Annotated in this window: 19 protein-coding genes; 12 read left to right on the forward strand and 7 right to left on the reverse strand. The window is 53.1% G+C overall.

Annotated features, from left to right (window positions below; translation table 11 throughout):
• The first annotated feature begins 12 nt into the window (after positions 1 to 12).
• From cydB to P1U71_RS04715, 8 genes are all read left to right on the forward strand, one after another.
• Entirely contained in the window at positions 13 to 1023 is a 1011-nt protein-coding gene (cydB, locus tag P1U71_RS04685; RefSeq protein WP_367281124.1) for a cytochrome d ubiquinol oxidase subunit II, read from the forward strand.
• On the forward strand, positions 1023 to 1130 hold the full coding sequence (locus tag P1U71_RS17995) for a DUF2474 domain-containing protein (RefSeq protein ID WP_367281122.1): 108 nt from the start codon (positions 1023 to 1025) through the stop codon (positions 1128 to 1130). The genes cydB and P1U71_RS17995 overlap by 1 nt, the downstream gene beginning before the upstream one ends.
• Positions 1131 to 1372: 242 nt before the next feature.
• Complete coding sequence (locus P1U71_RS04690) at positions 1373 to 2299, forward strand: branched-chain amino acid ABC transporter permease LivH (RefSeq protein ID WP_301104393.1); 927 nt, start codon at positions 1373 to 1375, stop codon at positions 2297 to 2299.
• The gene (livM, locus tag P1U71_RS04695) at positions 2299 to 3636 is read left to right on the forward strand and encodes a high-affinity branched-chain amino acid ABC transporter permease LivM (RefSeq protein ID WP_301104394.1); all 1338 of its coding nucleotides are present in this window, start codon (positions 2299 to 2301) and stop codon (positions 3634 to 3636) included. Before P1U71_RS04690 ends, livM begins: the two co-directional genes overlap by 1 nt.
• 1 nt (position 3637) lies before the next feature.
• Positions 3638 to 4495 (forward strand): ABC transporter ATP-binding protein, encoded by an 858-nt coding sequence (locus P1U71_RS04700; protein WP_301104395.1) that lies wholly within the window; start codon positions 3638 to 3640, stop codon positions 4493 to 4495.
• Positions 4492 to 5220, forward strand: a complete 729-nt coding sequence (locus P1U71_RS04705; protein ID WP_301104396.1) for an ABC transporter ATP-binding protein — start codon at positions 4492 to 4494, stop codon at positions 5218 to 5220. Before P1U71_RS04700 ends, P1U71_RS04705 begins: the two co-directional genes overlap by 4 nt.
• On the forward strand, positions 5220 to 5573 hold the full coding sequence (locus P1U71_RS04710; protein ID WP_301104397.1) for a DUF6867 family protein: 354 nt from the start codon (positions 5220 to 5222) through the stop codon (positions 5571 to 5573). Before P1U71_RS04705 ends, P1U71_RS04710 begins: the two co-directional genes overlap by 1 nt.
• Before the next feature lie 105 nt (positions 5574 to 5678).
• Positions 5679 to 6782 (forward strand): branched-chain amino acid ABC transporter substrate-binding protein, encoded by a 1104-nt coding sequence (locus P1U71_RS04715; protein ID WP_301104398.1) that lies wholly within the window; start codon positions 5679 to 5681, stop codon positions 6780 to 6782.
• Between the two features lie 64 nt (positions 6783 to 6846).
• Here P1U71_RS04715 and P1U71_RS04720 read toward each other — a convergent pair whose 3' ends face one another.
• A complete protein-coding gene (locus tag P1U71_RS04720) occupies positions 6847 to 7653 on the reverse strand; it encodes a PhnD/SsuA/transferrin family substrate-binding protein (protein ID WP_301104399.1) in 807 nt (268 codons plus the stop codon).
• Positions 7654 to 7662: 9 nt separating this feature from the next.
• Positions 7663 to 8556: a fatty acid desaturase gene (locus P1U71_RS04725; RefSeq protein ID WP_301104400.1), complete on the reverse strand. Its 894-nt coding sequence runs from the start codon at positions 8554 to 8556 to the stop codon at positions 7663 to 7665.
• Positions 8557 to 8696: 140 nt separating this feature from the next.
• Between P1U71_RS04725 and P1U71_RS04730 the strand changes: the two genes are divergently transcribed.
• Complete coding sequence (locus P1U71_RS04730; RefSeq protein ID WP_301104401.1) at positions 8697 to 9572, forward strand: helix-turn-helix domain-containing protein; 876 nt, start codon at positions 8697 to 8699, stop codon at positions 9570 to 9572.
• Here the strand turns inward: P1U71_RS04730 and P1U71_RS04735 are convergent.
• From P1U71_RS04735 to P1U71_RS04750, 4 genes are read right to left on the reverse strand one after another with little or no spacing between them, the layout of a single operon-like run.
• A complete protein-coding gene (locus P1U71_RS04735) occupies positions 9569 to 10609 on the reverse strand; it encodes an ABC transporter ATP-binding protein (protein WP_301104402.1) in 1041 nt (346 codons plus the stop codon). The genes P1U71_RS04730 and P1U71_RS04735 overlap by 4 nt on opposite strands.
• Positions 10606 to 11454 carry an ABC transporter permease gene (locus P1U71_RS04740; protein ID WP_301104403.1) on the reverse strand — a complete coding sequence of 283 codons (849 nt, stop codon included), beginning with the start codon at positions 11452 to 11454 and terminating at the stop codon, positions 10606 to 10608. Before P1U71_RS04740 ends, P1U71_RS04735 begins: the two co-directional genes overlap by 4 nt.
• Positions 11451 to 12308 carry an ABC transporter permease gene (locus P1U71_RS04745; protein WP_301104404.1) on the reverse strand — a complete coding sequence of 286 codons (858 nt, stop codon included), beginning with the start codon at positions 12306 to 12308 and terminating at the stop codon, positions 11451 to 11453. The genes P1U71_RS04740 and P1U71_RS04745 overlap by 4 nt, the downstream gene beginning before the upstream one ends.
• 56 nt (positions 12309 to 12364) lie before the next feature.
• Positions 12365 to 13612 (reverse strand): ABC transporter substrate-binding protein, encoded by a 1248-nt coding sequence (locus P1U71_RS04750; protein ID WP_301104405.1) that lies wholly within the window; start codon positions 13610 to 13612, stop codon positions 12365 to 12367.
• A gap of 216 nt (positions 13613 to 13828) precedes the next feature.
• Between P1U71_RS04750 and P1U71_RS04755 the strand changes: the two genes are divergently transcribed.
• A complete protein-coding gene (locus P1U71_RS04755; RefSeq protein ID WP_301104406.1) occupies positions 13829 to 14323 on the forward strand; it encodes an Lrp/AsnC ligand binding domain-containing protein in 495 nt (164 codons plus the stop codon).
• Entirely contained in the window at positions 14320 to 15657 is a 1338-nt protein-coding gene (gene guaD, locus P1U71_RS04760) for a guanine deaminase (protein WP_301104407.1), read from the forward strand. Before P1U71_RS04755 ends, guaD begins: the two co-directional genes overlap by 4 nt.
• On the opposite strand, the gene P1U71_RS04765 is transcribed toward guaD, so the two are convergent.
• A complete protein-coding gene (locus P1U71_RS04765; RefSeq protein WP_301104408.1) occupies positions 15654 to 16457 on the reverse strand; it encodes an IclR family transcriptional regulator in 804 nt (267 codons plus the stop codon). The two genes, guaD and P1U71_RS04765, sit on opposite strands and share 4 nt — an antisense overlap.
• 143 nt (positions 16458 to 16600) lie before the next feature.
• Here P1U71_RS04765 and P1U71_RS04770 point away from each other — a divergent pair, with 143 nt between their 5' ends.
• Entirely contained in the window at positions 16601 to 18781 is a 2181-nt protein-coding gene (locus tag P1U71_RS04770) for a malate synthase G (protein ID WP_301104409.1), read from the forward strand.
• Positions 18782 to 18803 lie beyond the last annotated feature (22 nt).

Consider the following 18803-nt stretch of genomic DNA (forward strand, 5'->3'; position numbering starts at 1 on the left):
GGAAAAAGCATGTTGGAATTTGACCTACCACTGATCTGGGCCGCGATTATTGCCTTCGCGATTCTGGCTTATGTGTCGCTTGATGGATTTGATCTCGGGGTCGGCATCCTCTTTCCGCTGGTTGCGGAAGAAACGGGCCATCGCGATGTGATGATGAATTCCGTCGCGCCGATCTGGGACGGGAATGAAACCTGGCTCGTCCTGGGTGGAGGGGGATTGCTTGCTGTCTTTCCGCTTGCCTATGCGGTTGTTCTGCCCGCCCTTTATATCCCGATTATTGCCATGTTGCTGGGTCTCATCTTCCGGGGGGTCGCCTTCGAGTTCCGCTGGCGCGCGTCCGAGAAGAATCGTATCTGGTGGGATCGGTCCTTCGCCTTTGGGTCCATTGTGGCCACTTTGGCCCAAGGGATATGCCTGGGCGCGCTTATTCAGGGGATTGAGGTTGTGGATCGGAGCTATGCTGGTGGCCGCCTTGACTGGCTGACGCCGTTTTCATTGCTGACCGGTGTATCCCTTGTCGTGGGATATACGCTTCTGGGGGCGACATGGCTGGTCATGAAAACCGAGGGGGAACTGCAGAATACCGCTCGTAAATTTGCCATGGTGTCGGGCATCGGAACTCTTGCTTTGATTGGCATTGTCAGTATCGCGACCCCGTTTCTTGATGCGCAATATCACCATAGATGGTTTGAAGGGGCAAATCTTGTCTTCAGCATCATTGTCCCTTTCCTGTTGGCGATTTGTGCCTCTGTGCTGTTTCTGGGGCTAAAGCGCCATCATGACATTCGCCCGTTTTTTGCGGCTCACGGGATATTTCTGCTCTGCTACATTGGTATCGGGATTAGTTTCTATCCGCGTATGGTGCCGCCGGACCTGACCATCTGGGCCGCGGCTGCCCCGGAAAAAAGCCTGCATTTTCTCATCGTGGGGACGATTTTTCTGGTGCCGATAATTCTCGCTTACACCATCTACAGCTATTGGGTGTTTCGGGGGAAAGTGGATAAGGAAGGCGGATATCACTGATGTCCGTTCGGTGGCGGCAGTATCTCTGGTTTATCGCTCTATGGGTGCTGGGTGTTCTGGCCGTCGGCAGCGTTGCGTTTCTCATTCGGCTCATACTCATGCCGTGACTATTATGATGTCCGGGTATCGTCGATCCGGATGAAGCCAAGTATTGCTAATATACTATTTTATAAAAATTAATCCCTCTTGCGTCTGTCATATGTCTGTCATACGGTGATATTGCTGGGTACTTGGATCAGCTTTTTGGAAGGGAGAGGGTCGGGATCCACAACGACAGTAATTACTGTCGATTTAGGGTATGGAAGAACTGTCCTGCATTTCGGCGGTTTTCGTCTCCGGGGGGAGCTTGATGGAATATTTTTTACAGCAATTGATCAATGGGATCACGCTGGGGTCGATCTATGGCCTTATCGCGATTGGTTACACGATGGTTTATGGAATCATCGGCATGATCAACTTCGCTCATGGTGACATTTTCATGGTGAGCTCGTTTATCGCACTCATTGTCATCACGGCGCTTGGGTTGACTGTGTCCACGGGACTCGGCTTGACCATTCTGGCGTTAATTCTCGTTCTTGTAACCTCCATGGTGATCGCCTCCGTCTTCGGCTGGACGACCGAGCGGCTGGCCTATCGCCCCCTTCGCGGCTCATTCCGGTTGGCGCCGCTGATTACAGCCATCGGCATCTCCATTGTCCTTCAGAACTACATCCAGATCACGCAAGGTGCCCGCGTGAAACCGCTGCAGCCGCTTATTGAAAATGGCTATACTCTGATGACACGGGCCGATGGGTTCACTGTTCAGCTGTCCAATATGCAGATTTTGATCATCACCGTGACCATCATTTTGATGACGATTTTCTCCCTCATCATCGCCAAGACATCCTTGGGCCGGGCACAGCGCGCCTGCGAGCAGGACCGCAAGATGGCCTCCCTCCTCGGTATCAATGTTGACCGGACAATCTCTATGACATTCGTTATGGGGGCGGCGCTGGCCGCTGTCGCGGGCCTGATGTTCTTGCTCTACTATGGCGTCATTGATTTCTTTATCGGCTTTGTCGCCGGGGTGAAGGCATTTACTGCTGCCGTGCTTGGCGGTATCGGATCGCTCCCGGGGGCCATGCTCGGGGGATTGGTTATTGGTCTTATTGAGACTTTCTGGTCGGCCTATTTCTCAATCGAATATAAGGATGTCGCCGCCTTCTCCATGCTGGCAATTGTGTTGATCTTTCTGCCGCAAGGCCTGCTTGGTAAGCCAGAGGTGGAAAAAGTATAATGACGGACACAGCAAACAGCGGCCCGCAGCCCGGCAGGCATCTGGATATTCCCAAGGTAACCAAAGACCTCATTGTGACAGCACTGATTGCGACGGCAATTTTTGGCTCGACAATTGCGTTTCGCACTGTGTCTGCGGCAGGCGGCCTGCGGCTGGAGGTCCGGTATGATGTTGCCTTTTATGTGATCGCCGCTGTGGTTGTTGGGCGATTGCTCCTCTGGCTTTTCTTCTGGAGCAAGCCCGCCGGTACGTCGGCTGTTGAAATGCCAACAAGCATCAAGTCGGGCGTGGCGAAGATTTCCGCGAAGGTGGGCAAGGGATTCGCGCCGACGATGCTTATATTTGCGCTGGTTTTTCCTTTTCTCCCCTTTACCGATCGTTATCTCCTCGACCTGAGCATATTGATCCTGACCTATGTCATGCTTGGCTGGGGCTTGAATATTGTGGTCGGGCTGGCCGGGTTGCTTGATCTTGGCTATGTGGCCTTTTATGCGATTGGGGCCTATTCCTATGCTCTGCTCGCGCAGTATTTCGGATTTTCTTTCTGGATGTGTCTTCCGCTCGCCGGGATATTGGCAGCATTCTGGGGGATTATTCTCGGGTTTCCTGTTTTGCGGTTGCGCGGTGACTATCTTGCTATTGTGACACTTGCATTCGGGGAGATTATTCGCATCGTCCTGCTCAACTGGTATCAGTTCACGGGCGGCCCCGATGGGCTTTCCGGTATTCCCCGCCCAAGCTTTTTCGGTCTGGAATTTACGCGCAGGGAAGGCGGTTTCGCGGACTTTTTTGGTCTCGATTATTCATCGATCCATCGCATTGTCTTTATGTACTTCCTGATCCTCGCATTGGCGCTTCTTACCAATTTTGTAACCAACCGCCTCCGCCGCCTGCCGATCGGTCGCGCGTGGGAGGCCTTGCGCGAGGATGAGATTGCCTGCCGGTCGCTTGGGCTCAATACAACATCCGTGAAACTCACGGCCTTCGCCATCGGCGGTATGTTCGCCGGTTTCGCCGGTTCCTTCTTTGCGACGCGGCAGGGGTTTATCTCACCGGAAAGTTTCACCTTTATCGAATCCGCCCTGATTCTGGCAATCGTGGTTCTTGGCGGCATGGGATCGCAAGTCGGTGTAGTGATTGCCTCTATCGCCATGATCGGCGGGTTTGAGATCTTCCGGGAGGCAGAGCAATTCCGGATGCTGATATTTGGCCTCGCCATGGTGGTCATCATGATCTGGCGTCCGCGTGGTCTGATTTCGACGCGTATTCCTTCCATCTTCCTGAAAGAGAAAAAAGCGGTGTCGGCGGATATGGTCGCGCAAGGGGAGGGGCACTGACATGACGCATCATGTTGATGATCCCGTTCTGACCGTTGAGCATTTAAACATGCGCTTTGGCGGCTTGCTCGCCGTCGATGACCTTTCCTTTGATGTGGGCCGGAGCGATATTACCGCGCTGATCGGGCCGAATGGTGCGGGAAAGACCACCGTATTCAACTGCATTACCGGCTTTTACAAACCGACAGAGGGGCGCATCACCGCGCTTCATGAGGGTGGCGCGAAGTTCTTGCTTGAACGCATGGATGATTTCAAGATTCCGAAAGTTGCAAAAGTTGCGCGAACTTTCCAGAATATCCGATTGTTTGGTGGGATGACGGTGCTCGAAAACCTGATGGTGGGGCAGCATAACCCCCTGATGCTTGCCTCTAACTACACATTCGGCGGGATATTCGGGTTGAGCGGATATAAAAAGGCCGAAAAAGTAGCGGTGGAGCTTGCAAAATACTGGATGGAGCAGACGGGTCTTACTGCTCGCGCAGATGACGCGGCGGGAGACCTTCCGTACGGGGAACAGCGCAAGCTTGAGATAGCCCGGGCCATGTGCACGAAGCCGAAGCTGCTATGCCTTGATGAGCCGGCGGCCGGTCTGAACCCGCGTGAATCGGACGAGTTGAACAAACTCTTGCTGTTTATCCGTAAGGAGCGGGACACAGGCGTGCTCCTGATCGAGCATGACATGAACGTAGTTATGGGGATTTCTGACCATATTATCGTGCTTGACTATGGCAAGAAAATTGCCGATGGCACGCCGGAGGAAATTCGCAATGACGCAAGCGTTATTGCTGCCTATCTCGGTGTGGCGGACGATGAGGTAGAAGAAGTGGAACATGAAATTGAGGAGGGAGCATCCTCATGAGCGATCAGCCCCTTCTTGCAGTCAAAGACGTTCAAACCTTTTACGGAAAGATTCAGGCTCTCAAAGGTGTCACCATGGAGGTGAACGCTGGCGAAATCGTGACCCTCATTGGCGCGAACGGAGCCGGAAAATCCACCCTGATGATGACGGTTTGCGGGGATCCGCGCGCCGCCGCCGGGCAGATCATTTTTGATGGGCAGGACATCACTAAACTGCAGACCCACGAAATCACGCGTATGAATATCGCCCAATCGCCGGAGGGGCGGCGGATTTTTCCGCGCATGACGGTTTATGAAAATCTGATCATGGGAGCGACTACCTCGAACCCCGCCTACTTCGAGGAGGATCTGGCCCACGCGTTTTATCTGTTCCCAAGACTGAAAGAGCGGAAAGATCAGCGCGGCGGGACGCTTTCGGGCGGAGAGCAACAAATGCTGGCGATTGCCCGGGCGCTGATGGCGCGGCCCCGGCTCCTGCTGCTAGACGAGCCGTCCCTCGGATTGGCGCCGCTCGTCGTGAAGCAGATTTTCGAAGCAATCAAGGAACTCAATGAAAAGGACGGATTGACCGTTTTTCTGGTAGAGCAGAACGCATATCATGCACTTAAACTGGCGGATCGTGGTTATGTCATGGTCAATGGCAGTATAACCTTGAGCGGAACCGGCAAGGAATTGCTGGCAAGCGAAGAGGTGCGTGCGGCTTATCTGGAAGGGGGGGCGCACTGATGGGAATTCTGTGGGAAAATAGCTTCGTAACCTTCCTCTTTGTCAATGTCATAATCGGGGGAGGCGCCGGATATCTCTCCGGGCGGGCGCTGGCATCAAATTGGCGCCCCATTTCGCATCTAATTTTCTTTATGCTGTTGCTGGCGCTCGTTGTGAGGTTTTTTCATTTTGCTTTATTCGACGGGACATTGCTCTCCCTCCATTATTATGTCGTTGATGCTCTGGTATTGGTTGGCATTTCTCTATTGGGCTATCGTTTGACCCGTGTGCGGCAAATGGTGACGCAATATCGCTGGCTTTATGGACGGGACGGGCCTTTTTCCTGGCGCGAGAAAAAAGGCGCGGAGGACTGATGCCTGTCACTCGAATTCGCTTTCAAATTGCTATAAAAGTTTGATATAATTGCGAAAAAGTAGCGTATCTATTAGAATTACATTTTACCAACTGGGAGTACGAAGATGAAAAAAATGTTACTTGCCATGTCGGCCATGTCGATGGGCGTGATGATCAGTTCAGGTGCTGCCTGGGCAGACATTGCGATTGCAACGGCGGGCCCGATGACAGGACAGTATGCCAGTTTTGGCCAGCAGATGAAGGCTGGTGCGGAGCAGGCTGTCGCTGATATCAATGCGGCTGGCGGTGTGAATGGCGAAATGCTGACACTGGAGATTGGTGATGATGCCTGCGATCCGAAGCAGGCTGTCGCTGTCGCCAACCAGATGGTGTCAAAAGGCGTGGTCTTTATGGCCGGCCATTTCTGTTCCGGTTCTTCCATTCCGGCTTCCGCCGTGTATGAAGAAGAAGGGATCATCCAGATTTCACCCGCTTCCACCAACCCGAAGCTGACCGATGAAGGCGGCCCGAACGTCTACCGCGTCTGCGGCCGTGATGATCAGCAGGGCAAGGTTGCCGGTGCCTATCTTGCCGATGAATCAAAAGCAGGTAAGAAAATTGCTATTTTGCATGACAAGACGGCTTACGGTAAAGGCCTCGCCGATGAGACCAAAGCTTCTATGGAAGCTGATGGTGGCAAAGCAACCATGTATGAAGCCTATACCGCTGGCGAAAAAGACTATACGGCGCTTGTTTCCAAAATGAAGCAGGAGGGCATTGATATCGCCTATGTTGGCGGTTATCACACCGAAGCCGGACTGATTGTTCGCCAGATGCGGGATCAGGGCATGAGCACACAGCTCGTTTCCGGTGATGCTCTCGTGACCGATGAATATTGGTCAATCACGGGTGATGCCGGCGAAGGCACGCTGATGACCTTTTCTCCCGATCCTCGCAAAAACCCGGGGGTTACTGAACTGGTTGCCAAGTTCCGTGAAAAGGGCATCGAGCCTGAAGGTTATGTTCTCTACACCTACGCGGCCGTTCAGGCCTGGGCGGACGCAGCTAAAGCTGCGAAATCCGTCGATCTGGAGCCAGTTATGGATGCCCTGAACGAGGGCACGTTTGAAACGGTTCTTGGCTCTTTGTCTTTCGATGACAAGGGCGATGTAACCTTGCCGGGTTATGTTTGGTACGAATGGAAAGATGGCAAATACGACTATAAATAAGTCTATTTGACGTCAGAGAAAGACCTCGGAAGTTTTGGCTTCCGAGGTTTTTTATTGCGGTTTTTCACAGGAGATTTTCCAGATCAGGGCGGATTTTTTCATAGTTGCGTTTGATGAGTTGATAATCTGCCTCCTCTGTTGCAGCAAAGCCCGTTAACAGAAGCGCATCCTGCGTCACACAGGGTAGGGAGGCCATCGCTTCAACAACCGCGTGATGTATGCGGTCAACTTCGCTTTTTGACCGTCGCGCCGTTATCATAGGAAGGCCAGGCGTTGGGTGAGTGCGCGCGATGACTATCAGTTTATCCGTTGCCGTCTCAAACCGTTTCGCAAGCTCCCATGTCACGGCATCGATTGAGGCAATATCAATCCGCCGTTCCGCCAAGTGCTTTATAACGGTTCGATGAGACATAAGCCTGCTATATTTGCGGATTTTTTGAAACGCAATTCCTTGCGTCATGAGATGATAGAAGAAGGCTGCAACACCGGACTGGGACAGCGGATCGTTATATCCGAAGTGTGCGGAATTTATATCCGAGAGGCTTTTTATGCCGCTGTCTCTATGAACGACAATCACACTGAAGTAACTGCCAGCCCCGCAGTTAATATCATAGGCGGGCGTGCCGACAAGGGAGACAGTGCCCGATAGCTTTTCCACATAGGGTAGCCCGCAGGTTTGACCGAGTAGAAGGCCCGGGTCTCTCCAACATTCGAACGGATCGCCTGCCCGGGTGAGATGCTCTGGTGGATGAAATCCGGCAGCGCCGAGGCTTTCGCGAAGGGCCGACCAGAAGGCATCCGTTGTGCTCTGGATTTCAGGCCAGTCATACATGGGGAGAAGCGCCACAGAGGACGCTGTCGAGGATACCATTATCAAATATTAAACCGGGTCCAGGGGAAAGGCGACCGGTTCTTTTCGTCTAAAAATATAAGCGCGAATGACGTCGGTATAGCTTTTGTAAAAATAACCTTTGTTCATTTCGACGAAGCGCTCCTGGTGGAGTCGGAATAAACCCGGCAGCCGGTACCAAGCGACAGAGGGGTAGGCATGATGAACTGCATGAAGATTATTGTTCAAAAACAAAAATCGCAGCGGTCCTTTATCATTAATTAGCACGGAACGCGCCCGCCGGTCAGGATGCGCCTGGTGCTCAAGAAATGTGCGGATCATCAAAAGGGACATGGCAGAATAGGCAGCAATACAGTAGCCAAGAATGGAAATGTTGGAAAAATATCCAATGAAGATTAGAAGCAGGGCGCAAAGCATAAAATGAAACGCCCAGTCGCCAAGCATTCGTCGGTTGCCATTTCGAATTTTCTGGATATCCGCTCGAACGAGGCTGGATACCCCAATTAAGGGGCCAATCAGCATGCGACCGACAAGAATGTTGTTGGCATTCCAAATCAGCTTTTGAATTTTGCCGAACTTCGCCCAGTCATTCCGCGAGACATACCAGCTTTCCGGATCCTCGGTCGGGTCGGTAATTCTAGCCCGTTGATGATGGGTGAGATGAACCTCCTTGAAACGGGGATAGGGCATGAACAATCCGATGGGCAGATAGACAATCAGGTCGTTCAGGCGACGATCAACAAGAGGATGGCCGTGTATGCATTCATGCTGGAGTGAGGAGTGAAAAGTAATCACCGGAATTACCAGCAGCGTGACCAGCCATATGGGTAAAGAAATCGGCCCAAACAGGACGAACCCCCAAGTTCCGTAGCACAGAAAAATCAATGCAAGGGTTCTTATTTCTTGTCGTTCACGCAACAACACAGTTCGCCTACTCCATAAGTTATTGTTAGATGAAGAGAATTATGAGCTATTAGACAGGGAATATACAATGTGACAGTTCGCTAATCTTTATGTTAATATAAAACTTAAGTTCTATATTGTTACTTAAATAGGAATTTGGTGTGAAATCACTGCGTTTTGAGAAGGAAAATCCAGATAAGCGAGATGTTGCCGAAATCTTTCGCGACCGAATGGCGCTGCTGCTGGCACGCAAGGGATTTAATCTTAGCCAGTTTGCGAACAGCGTCGGTATTGATAGATCAGCTCTCAGCCAGTTCCTTGCGCCGGGCTCCACGCGATTGCCGCGCGCTGAAACCCTGTGTGCTATCTCCCGCACTTATGGTGTCTCCGTTGATTGGCTGATGGGCCTGATCGCGAATGATGAAATCGCCAGCGAGGCCGTTCCCATGATCGAGATAGAGCGGGTCACGGAAGCCTCGGCCAGTGTTAAACTCGCGAAATGGCATCGGGAGGCGATGGGATATAAAATCCGTTATGTACCGAGTACATTGCCCGATCTCCTCCGGACAGAGGAAATCGGCGTCTATGAATTCGGTGACTTCACGACTACGGAGCGGGAAGCGAAAGAACGGCAAATGCAGGATCAATTGAGCTATTCCCGGCGTCCCGAAACGGATATGGAGGTTTGCATGCCGCTTCAGGCAATTGAACAGCTTGCAAAGGGGGAAGGGATATGGCGTCAGGTTCCGATTGCTATCCGTCGAGATCAGATGAAAAATATGATCCGCCTGACCGAGGAGCTCTACCCCACCTTTCGGTTGTTTTTGTTCGATGCACGGAAGATTTACTCCGCAGCCTATACCCTGTTCGGTCCGTTGCGCGCCGCCATCTATATCGGGAATATGTATCTTCTGGTAAATTCCGTCGAGCATATTCGCGCATTAACGGCGCATTTTGACGGACTAATACGGAGTGCGGAAGTCGGGCCGGATAAAGCGCCGGAGAGAATTTCTGAATATTTAGCGTCATTGAGCTAGCCCAGTACCCAGAGGGAGCGGCGCGGCAGATGAACGGATACCGGTGATCCTTCCATCAAAGGCTCTGCGATATGCGGTGCCAGCAGGGCCTGAAACGTCACCGCGTCTTTACGCAACTCAAGGCGTGTCTGACTTCCCAGAAACTTCTTGGACATGAGCGTTGCCTGAAAGCTGTTCTCTGTGTTCCGGGCGGTCCCCAGGATGACATTTTCCGGCCGAAAGGTCAGAATTTTCCCCGCAATGGAAGCCTCCTCCGGAAGGGCAAGGCAACCCAGGGCACACTCGAAGTAACCGTCCGTACAGTTGCCCGGAATAAAGTTTTTCGCCCCAAAAAATTTTGCAACTTCCCGATCGGCCGGTTGATCATAGAGGGTGGCGGCCGGCGCATATTGCCGAAGCGTTCCTTCTAGGACGAGGGCGATCCTGCTGGAAAGGCTCACGGCTTCCTCCTGGTCATGGGTAACGAACAGCATGGTCGTTCCAAGTTTCTGATGGAGGGATATAAGAAGCTGCTGCATTTCCAGACGCAAATTTGCATCCAGATTTGAAAATGGTTCGTCCAGCAGCAGTATCTGTGGGCGAAGGACGAGCGCGCGGGCAAGGGCAACACGCTGTTGCTGTCCACCGGAAAGCTGGGAGGGTTTACGCTGCTCCATACCGGCCAACTGCACAAGCTCCAGCATTCTGCTAACAGCTTGGGTTATTTCCTTCCTTGTTCGATGTCGCATTTTAAGGCCAAACCCAACATTCTCCCCCGCCGTCATATAGGGGAAGAGGAGGTGGTTTTGAAACACCATAACCGCATCGCGCCGGTCGGGGGGCAGGCGCAAGATGGATTGACCGTCGAAGCGGATATTGCCCGATGTAGGCGCCAGAAGTCCGGCAATCATCTTGAGAATTGTTGATTTTCCGCAAGCGGACGGACCAAGCAGCGCCGTGAGGGAGCCGCTCTCTACCTGCAAGGAAACGTTTTTCACGGCGGGCATTGTTTCGCCGGGATAGAACTTGGTGAGGTTTTCGAGACTGACATTGGTCATATCTGGCGCAGACTTTCTGCAGCGGTGTTGCGTCCGGTAAGATGCCGCGCGCCGAGGAGGAGCAGAACAACGCCCGGCAGGATATAGATCATGCTGATGGCGCCGGTAATGTCATTTCGTCCAGCACTGGCAAAATTAAACAGAAGAAGGGGCAATGTCACAACCCGCCCGCCGCCAATCAGGAGGGTGAGGATATACTGGCTCCAGGAGACCAGAAAGGTGAATAATGACCCAATCAGCAGACCGGGCAGGATGGCGGGCAGAGTGACATAGTAGAATGTCTGAAACGGGTCGGCGCCAAGGCTACGGGCCTGTGCCTCAATCTCCGGGTTGTAGTTTGCGAAGACGCCCGCCATGACCAGCACCATATAGGGCAATGTCGGGATGAGATGTACAATCAGAACACCCAGAAAGGAGCCGGCAAGCCCGAGATTGAGGAATACCACATGAAGCCCGAGCGCAACGGCGATGCCCGGCACGATCGTGGGCGCGAGGATGAGAAGCTCGACTGCCGACTTTCCCCGGAATTGATAAAGTCCAAGTGCCCGGCCCGCAGGCAGACCGATGATCGCGGACAGAAGTGTTGCGCAAAGAGCAATCAATGTTGTCACGCCAAGGGCGGGAAGAACCTCCGATGTGCTTGAGAAGACATAGCGCCAGGCGCGAAGGCTGTAGGCGGATGGAGTGATATCCGGGAAGAACCAACTCCGGCTGATGGACCAGACGGCAAGCGGAATTAACGGGAGGATCAGCCAGCTGATCAGTAAAACAAGTGCAAACCACGTCGGCCCTGATAGCCCGTCGCGGGAAATTTCCGCCCGTATTCGTATCTCGACCATAGTCATGTGCGGACATATCTCCGCGCCAGGCGGGCGTAGCCGACTATCATGACCGCGCTCAGGGCGGCGATAATCATGCCCATGGCAAGCGCCTCCGGCCGGGCGTTAAGATCTACATCGGTGAAAGACTGATATGCCAGAACGGGAAGGGCCGCCGGGTAGTTCTGTCCAAGCAACGCCGGGATTTCATAGGCACCGAAGGTGAAGGCGAACACGATCAATGCGGCAGCAAGAAGGCCGGGGGTAAGAAGCGGCAGCAGGACGTAGCGAAAGCTCTGCCAGCGACTCGCACCGAGGGAGCGGGCGGCGGTTTCATAGTCCTGCCCGAAGGTTTGCATGTTGGCTAGCAGGATCATCCCGATGAAGGGAACCTCTTTCCAGACATATTGAAGGATAATACCGATGGCGAGCGGATCGTAAATGAGCGCCGGAAAGTCAGAAGGTCTCGCAATCAGCTCAAACTCATAGGCGAGACGGGCAAAAAAGCCGGACTGGGAGAAAAGATACAGAATGCCGACCGCACCCACAAGATGGGGGACAGTGAGATTAATTTGAAAAAGGAAATTGATAACAGAGCGTCCGATAAAATGCCGACGAAGGATCAATGCCGCGATGATGGCCAGCGCAGAGGCGATCACCGTGGAGGTGAAAGAGATATAAAAGGTCAGCAGGAAGGAAAGACAGAAACTCTCCGATGTCAGAATATTGCGATAGGCATCGAAGCTCAACTCCTCTCGTCCGAGCTGCGGCATATAGCCCAAACTACCGATCAGGCCGAGGAATAACCCACCCAGAAACAGCCCCACGATGAGGAGGAGCGCGGGGGAGAGCAATAACGGAATTTTCCAGCGATCAAGCAAGCGTGGCCTCAAGAAGGGTTTGGAAGTCGGCAAATCTTACCTTAAGTGCCGCTGCGTCATTTGGCGACATTTTCCTGCCAGCCCTTTTCAATCGCGCTGATCCAGTCAGGATGCAGCTCCGGCAGAGCCTTCTTGGAGAGCGTCGCCGGATCGACAACGGCCGGGTGGCGCGGCAAGTCGGTAAAGCGCTGCTTTTCCTCCTCGGGGAGACGATTAATGTCAATCGCGGGTGCAGCGCCCCAGACATCGGCCTTTGCTTTTTCACGCTGCGCATCCGCCGACAGGATAACATTGGCAGCCACCATCGCGGCGGCCTTATTGGGTGAGTTATAGGGAATGGCGACATAGTTGGTGTTACCAATGGTGCCGTCTTTCAGGCCATAGGACCGGGTCGTTTCCGGAAAGATGCCATTTTCGACATTGATCCCGAAAATTGCCGGATCATAATCGAAATAGAGAGCAACTTCCCGGTTCGCGAAAAGCTGAGCCAAATTGGCGATGGCATTTGGATAGGTTTCCCCCTCCCGCCAGAGATAAGGTTTCATCTCGTTGAGGATAGCCCAGGCCTTCGGTGCGATGGCGTCAAATTTTTTGGAATCGAAATCCCCGAGAAGGGCGTCCGGTCCGCCCGCCGCGTGATAAAAGACATGGCGGATGAAGACACTGCCATTGAAATCCGTTGCTGCCGGATAAGTGAACTCGCCCGGATTATCCTTCACCCAGTCAATGAGCTCCGCAATGCTTTTCGGCGGGTTTTCCGTGCGGGCACTGTCATAGGCAAAAGCGAACTGCGCCCGGTTCCACGGCACTTCGCATTCATCGACGGCAAGGCCGAAATCATTCGCGATGGACGGGTTCTGCCAGTTTACGAGTTTATTATTGGGAAGAAGAGAATGATACCCGCAGAAGAGTAAACCTCCCTGTTTCATCGTCCGGAAATTTCCGCCGTTAATCCAGATCAGGTCGACGGAACCCTTATCGTCGATGCCGGCCTGTTTCTCGCCAAGGACAATATTGACAGCCTCCGCCGTGTCATTGATACCGATGCGCTTTAAGGTGATACCATAGCGTTCCGTCAACTCCCCACCGATATAGTCGGAAACATATTGATTGATATTGTCCGCGCCGCCCCACATGAACCAGTTGACCGTGCCTCCCTTCGCGGCGCTCATTACCTCTTCCCAGCTCTTATATTCTGTCTTGGTTTCCGCCTGGGCGGAAAAGGGAAAGGCAAGCGCGACATAGGTGATCAAGAGGCAAAGACCTTGCCAAACAGAAGAACTTATTGACGGGTAGCGAGACATATTTTCCGGTTCCGATAATTCTAGATGAGCACAGTAATGCATCATATCCTACCCAAAAGCATTTGAGGCGTCCGCCAAATACTCGTCAATTCACTACAACTTTTCGAGATCACCCGATATCTGTCCGTTGGGCAGCATGGCAAAAATGCTAGGCGGGGAGCTGCTCCTTGGCATACAGTATGAAGTTGTGCTTACAGAGGATGTTAGGGATTAAGTATGGTGATACCGCCCTTGGACCGGACAGATTATCGTATTCTGCGGGAAATTCAGGCAAATGGCCGTATTTCAATGGTCGAGCTGTCCCGCCGCGTGAATCTCACCAAAACCCCCTGCGCCGAGCGGGTGAAGCGCTTGGAGAATACCGGAGTGATTAAAGGGTATTTCGCCGAACTGGAGCCGGATACAGTCGCTGCCGGTCATGTCGTCATGGTGCAGGTGCAGCTTTCCCGAACGACCGAGACGGAGCTTAGGGAATTTAATGAGGCCGTCCAACAGGTCCCGGAAATTCAGTCATGCATGATGATGGCAGGCGGATTTGATTATCTTTTAAAGATACGCACCAGAGATATCGCCTCATACCGGGAGTTATTGGGAAAGGCCATTTCTCAACTGCCCCATGTTATGCAGACCCAAACCTATGTGGTGATGGAAGTGGTGAAGGATGAAGTAACCCTCTCAATGGCGGGAACTCCGGGAAAGCGCGGTAAATGAAAAAGGCTATTCGGGGGCGCTGCATTTCATATCGGGACAATCCTTTCACAAAGCCGATCGATGATTGTCTCCGCTATGAGGGAGATGGCCTCATCGTAATCGAGGACGGTAAGATTACCGGCTTCGGCCCAGCCCATGAATTGCTCGCAGATCTTGATGAGGCTGTGCCTGTAACCCGATATGAAGACGCGCTGATCTGCCCCGGTTTTATTGATTGCCATGTTCATTATCCGCAAACCGAGATAATTGGCGCCTTTGGCAGGCAGCTTATTGACTGGTTGAATAATTATACCTTCATCGCCGAGCAGAAGTTTGCCGATAAGGAATATGCATCGGCAGCGGCAGAAGTTTTTTTGAAGGAAATCTTGCGGGCGGGAACAACCACGGCCGCTGTGTTCTGTACTGTCCATCCGGGCTCCGTTGATGCCTTTTTTGAGCAATCAGAAAGAATCAATATGCGCAATATTGCGGGCAAGATGCTGATGGACCGGCATGCGCCCGCCGCCCTCACCGATACGGCCCAAAGCGGATATGATGAGACAAAGCGCCTGATAGAGAAATGGCATTGCAATGGGCGGGCGCTTTATGCCGTAACCCCGCGTTTTGCGCCGACAAGCTCAGAGGAGCAGATGGAGATGACAGGCGCCGTCTGGAGGGAGCATCCTGGCACCTATCTGCAATCTCATATTTCAGAGAATAAACAGGAAATTGAATGGGTGCAGGCACTTTTCCCTGACCGGAAAGGGTATGTGGATGTCTATCAACATTATGGCCAGCTGGGACCGCGTGCGATCTATGGGCATGGCGTTCATTTCACGGAAAAGGATTTCCACATCTTTCATGAAACAGGCACGGCCATTGCGCACTGTCCAACGTCAAATCTTTTTCTCGGAAGCGGTCTGTTCAGCCTCGAACAGGCGATGCAAGGCTCCTTTCCTGTGCGCACGGGCCTTGCGACAGATCTTGGCGGGGGCACGAATTTCTCTCAGCTGGTCAGCATGAACGAAGCATACAAGATTGCGCAAATGGGCGGTTTTTCGCTGGATGCCCATAAGGCGTTTTATCTGGCTACTCGTGGCGCCGCTGCGGCCCTTTACCTGGAAGGCATCATTGGAAGTATTGAACCCGGCTATGAGGCTGACATTACAGTTCTCGATTTGAAGGCAACGCCTCTGATTGCTCATCGAATTGCCTATGCCGACAGTCTGGAAGAGCAACTCTTCGCCCTGATGATACTGGGGGATGACCGGGTTGCGAAGGCGAGCTATATCGCCGGGGAATTGGTATACAGCCGAAATACCGAAACGCGGGAGGAACAATTCTACGGTTTTTAGCCGGGTTTCCGCCCGCCAAGCGCAGCCGTCACCTCACTCGCTATCTCCACCGTTATCTGTCCAAGTTCCATCAACCGCTCTTTCGATATACGGGCGGCAGGGCCTGAAATGGAAAGTCCGGCGAGCGGTTCCGCATGTTCCTCATAAATAAGCGCCGCCGCGCAGCGAAGACCGACGGCATGCTCTTCATCATCTACGGCGAAGCCACGGGCGCGCGCTGCCGCAAGCTCTTCATATAGCAAATTTGGATCGGTAATGGTTTTATCCGTCAGCCGTGCAAGACTCTGGTCTTCAATTATCCGGGATACGTCTTCTCTGCTCATGGCCATCAGCATTGCTTTTCCGACCCCCGAACAATGCATGGGCACGCTATTCCCGGGTTTGGAGAAAACCCTCATCATTTCCCGGCTTTCGACCTGGGCCAGATAGATGACCTTGTCGCCGTCTGCGATCGCCAGATTTACCGTCTCACCGCTGAGTTCCATCAGGCGCCGCATATAGGGCCGCGCGACAGTCGCAAGATCGCGGGAGACCAGAAAGCCGTTACCAGTCACAAATGCCTGCATGGCAATCTGCCACCGGCTCGTGTCGCGGTCATACTGCACATAACGCTCTTCCTGCAGGGTGGTCAACAGCCGGTGGGTCGTCGACGGGGCAAGCGTCAAGGACTTGGCGATTGCCGTTAGGGACAGGCCCGGCGGATTTTCGGCAATCGCATTCAAAATAGACAGCGCCCGCGTCAGAGATTGTACCTGGCCTGTCCGGACAGCTGTGGTCTTGGCCGCGTCTGCCATCGTCATGCTAATTAATTCCATAATGCGAAAATAGTTCCATTTTAGTTTATTCCCTTTGTCGGTCCTGTCAATGTTATGCTGTAATTCACCGGCGGTCGGGGTCTCCCGCACTGTCTATTTCTCATTTGGGCGAGGGTAAAAATAAGCAGATGACAAAGCATGTGACAAAAGCAGGGCTTCAGGTGGCGCCGGAAATTGTGGATCTCGTGGAAAGGGAGATTGTGCCAGGGCTGGATATAACGGCCGAGACAGTATGGACCCTTCTTGCAGACCTAGTCGCAAATTTTGGCCCACGAAACAGGCAATTGCTTGCTAAGCGTGAAGAGTTGCAGACGAAAATCGATGCCTGGCATCTCGCGGCGAAAGGAAAGCCACATGATGCGCGTACTCACAAAGCGTTTCTAGAGGACATAGGTTATCTGGTGCCGGAGGGGCCGTCATTTCAGGTCACGACGGCCAATGTTGACCCCGAAATTTCGGACGTCGCCGGGCCGCAGCTTGTCGTCCCGGTCATGAATGCCCGCTATGCCCTTAATGCGGCAAATGCCCGTTGGGGCAGTCTGTATGATGCACTCTATGGGACGGACGTTCTGCCTGAGACAGACGGTTGCGAGAAAGGTAGCGGTTATAATCCGGCGCGCGGCCTGAAGGTTATCGAGTATGGTTTTGGTGTTCTTGATCGCGCCGCGCCGCTCGCCAGCGGCAGTCACAAGGATGCGCGTGCCTATCTTCTGAAAGAGGATGGTGATCGCAAGCAACTGGAAATCGAGCTTGCTGACGGTTCGCGCACCGGTCTTGAGAATCCCGTACAGTTTGCCGGGTATCTGGGGAATGATGCAACGCCCACTTCCATCCTGCTTAAAAAGAACGGCCTGTATCTCGATATCCAGATCGATCCTGCACATCCTGTAGGGAGAGATCATCCGGCGGGCGTGAAGGATGTTTTGATGGAATCGGCTCTTTCCACCATTCAGGATTGCGAGGATTCTGTCGCGGCGGTTGATGCGGAGGACAAGGCTCTTGTTTATCGCAACTGGCTTGGCCTGATGAAAGGCGATCTTGAGGATCGCTTTGAAAAAGGCGGACAAACAGTGGCACGGTGCCTGACCCCAGACCGGGCTTATCTCAATCCGGCGGGAATGGAAATTTCCCTCCACGGCCGCAGTCTGTTGCTGGTCCGTAATGTCGGTCATCTGATGACGATAAACGCGGTGCTTGATGCGGAAGGGAATGAAATACCGGAAGGCATACTCGACGCAGTCATGACCACTGCAGGGGCACTTCATGACCTGAAAGGACTAGGGCGTTATTCAAACAGTCGTGCGGGCAGCCTTTATATTGTAAAGCCGAAGATGCACGGACCGGAGGAAGTGGCTTTCACGAACGATCTTTTCTCCGCGGTGGAGGATGGCTTCGACCTTCCCCGGAATACATTGAAAGTCGGCGTGATGGATGAGGAACGTCGGACCACGGTCAACCTGAAGGAATGCATCCGGGCCGTTTCGGAGCGAATTTTCTTTATCAATACAGGCTTCCTCGATCGCACCGGTGATGAAATCCACACCAGTATGGAAGCCGGCCCCTTTATGAGGAAAGACGCCGCGAAGGGCGAACCCTGGATCGCCGCCTATGAGGACTGGAACGTGGATATCGGTCTGGAAACAGGTCTCCCCGGTCATGCCCAGATTGGCAAGGGCATGTGGGCGATGCCCGATGAAATGGCGAAGATGATGACCGCAAAAATCGGCCATCCAATGGCGGGTGCCAATTGTGCCTGGGTCCCCTCTCCAACGGCGGCAACCTTGCATGCGATGCATTATCATGAAGTATCGGTGAAAGATCGCCAGAAGGAGATAGCGTCACGTGGCCGGGCGAGCCTTGATAGTATTTTGACGCCACCGTTGTTAAAGGGCGAAAATTTGTCTGAAAAGGAAATTCAGGCGGAACTGGACAACAACGCGCAAGGGATCCTCGGTTATGTGGTGCGCTGGATCGATCAGGGCGTCGGTTGCTCCAAGGTGCCGGACATAAACAATGTCGGCCTTATGGAGGATCGCGCGACTTTACGTATTTCCAGTCAGCATATCGCGAACTGGCTGCATCATGGGGTTTGTACGGAAGATCAGGTAACAGAAACCATGAAACGGATGGCGGCGATTGTCGATGAACAAAACGCGGGCGATCCGCTTTACAAGCCAATGGCCGGACATTTCGATACATCAGTCGCCTTTCACGCGGCCTGCGACCTTGTTTTCAAGGGGCGGGAACAGCCAAGTGGCTACACCGAACCAATCCTTCATGCACGCCGTATCGAGGCCAAGGCCAGCTAGTTTTTCATAAAACTTGTAATTG

Source organism: Sneathiella sp. (assembly GCF_029233945.1).
GTDB lineage: Bacteria > Pseudomonadota > Alphaproteobacteria > Sneathiellales > Sneathiellaceae > Sneathiella.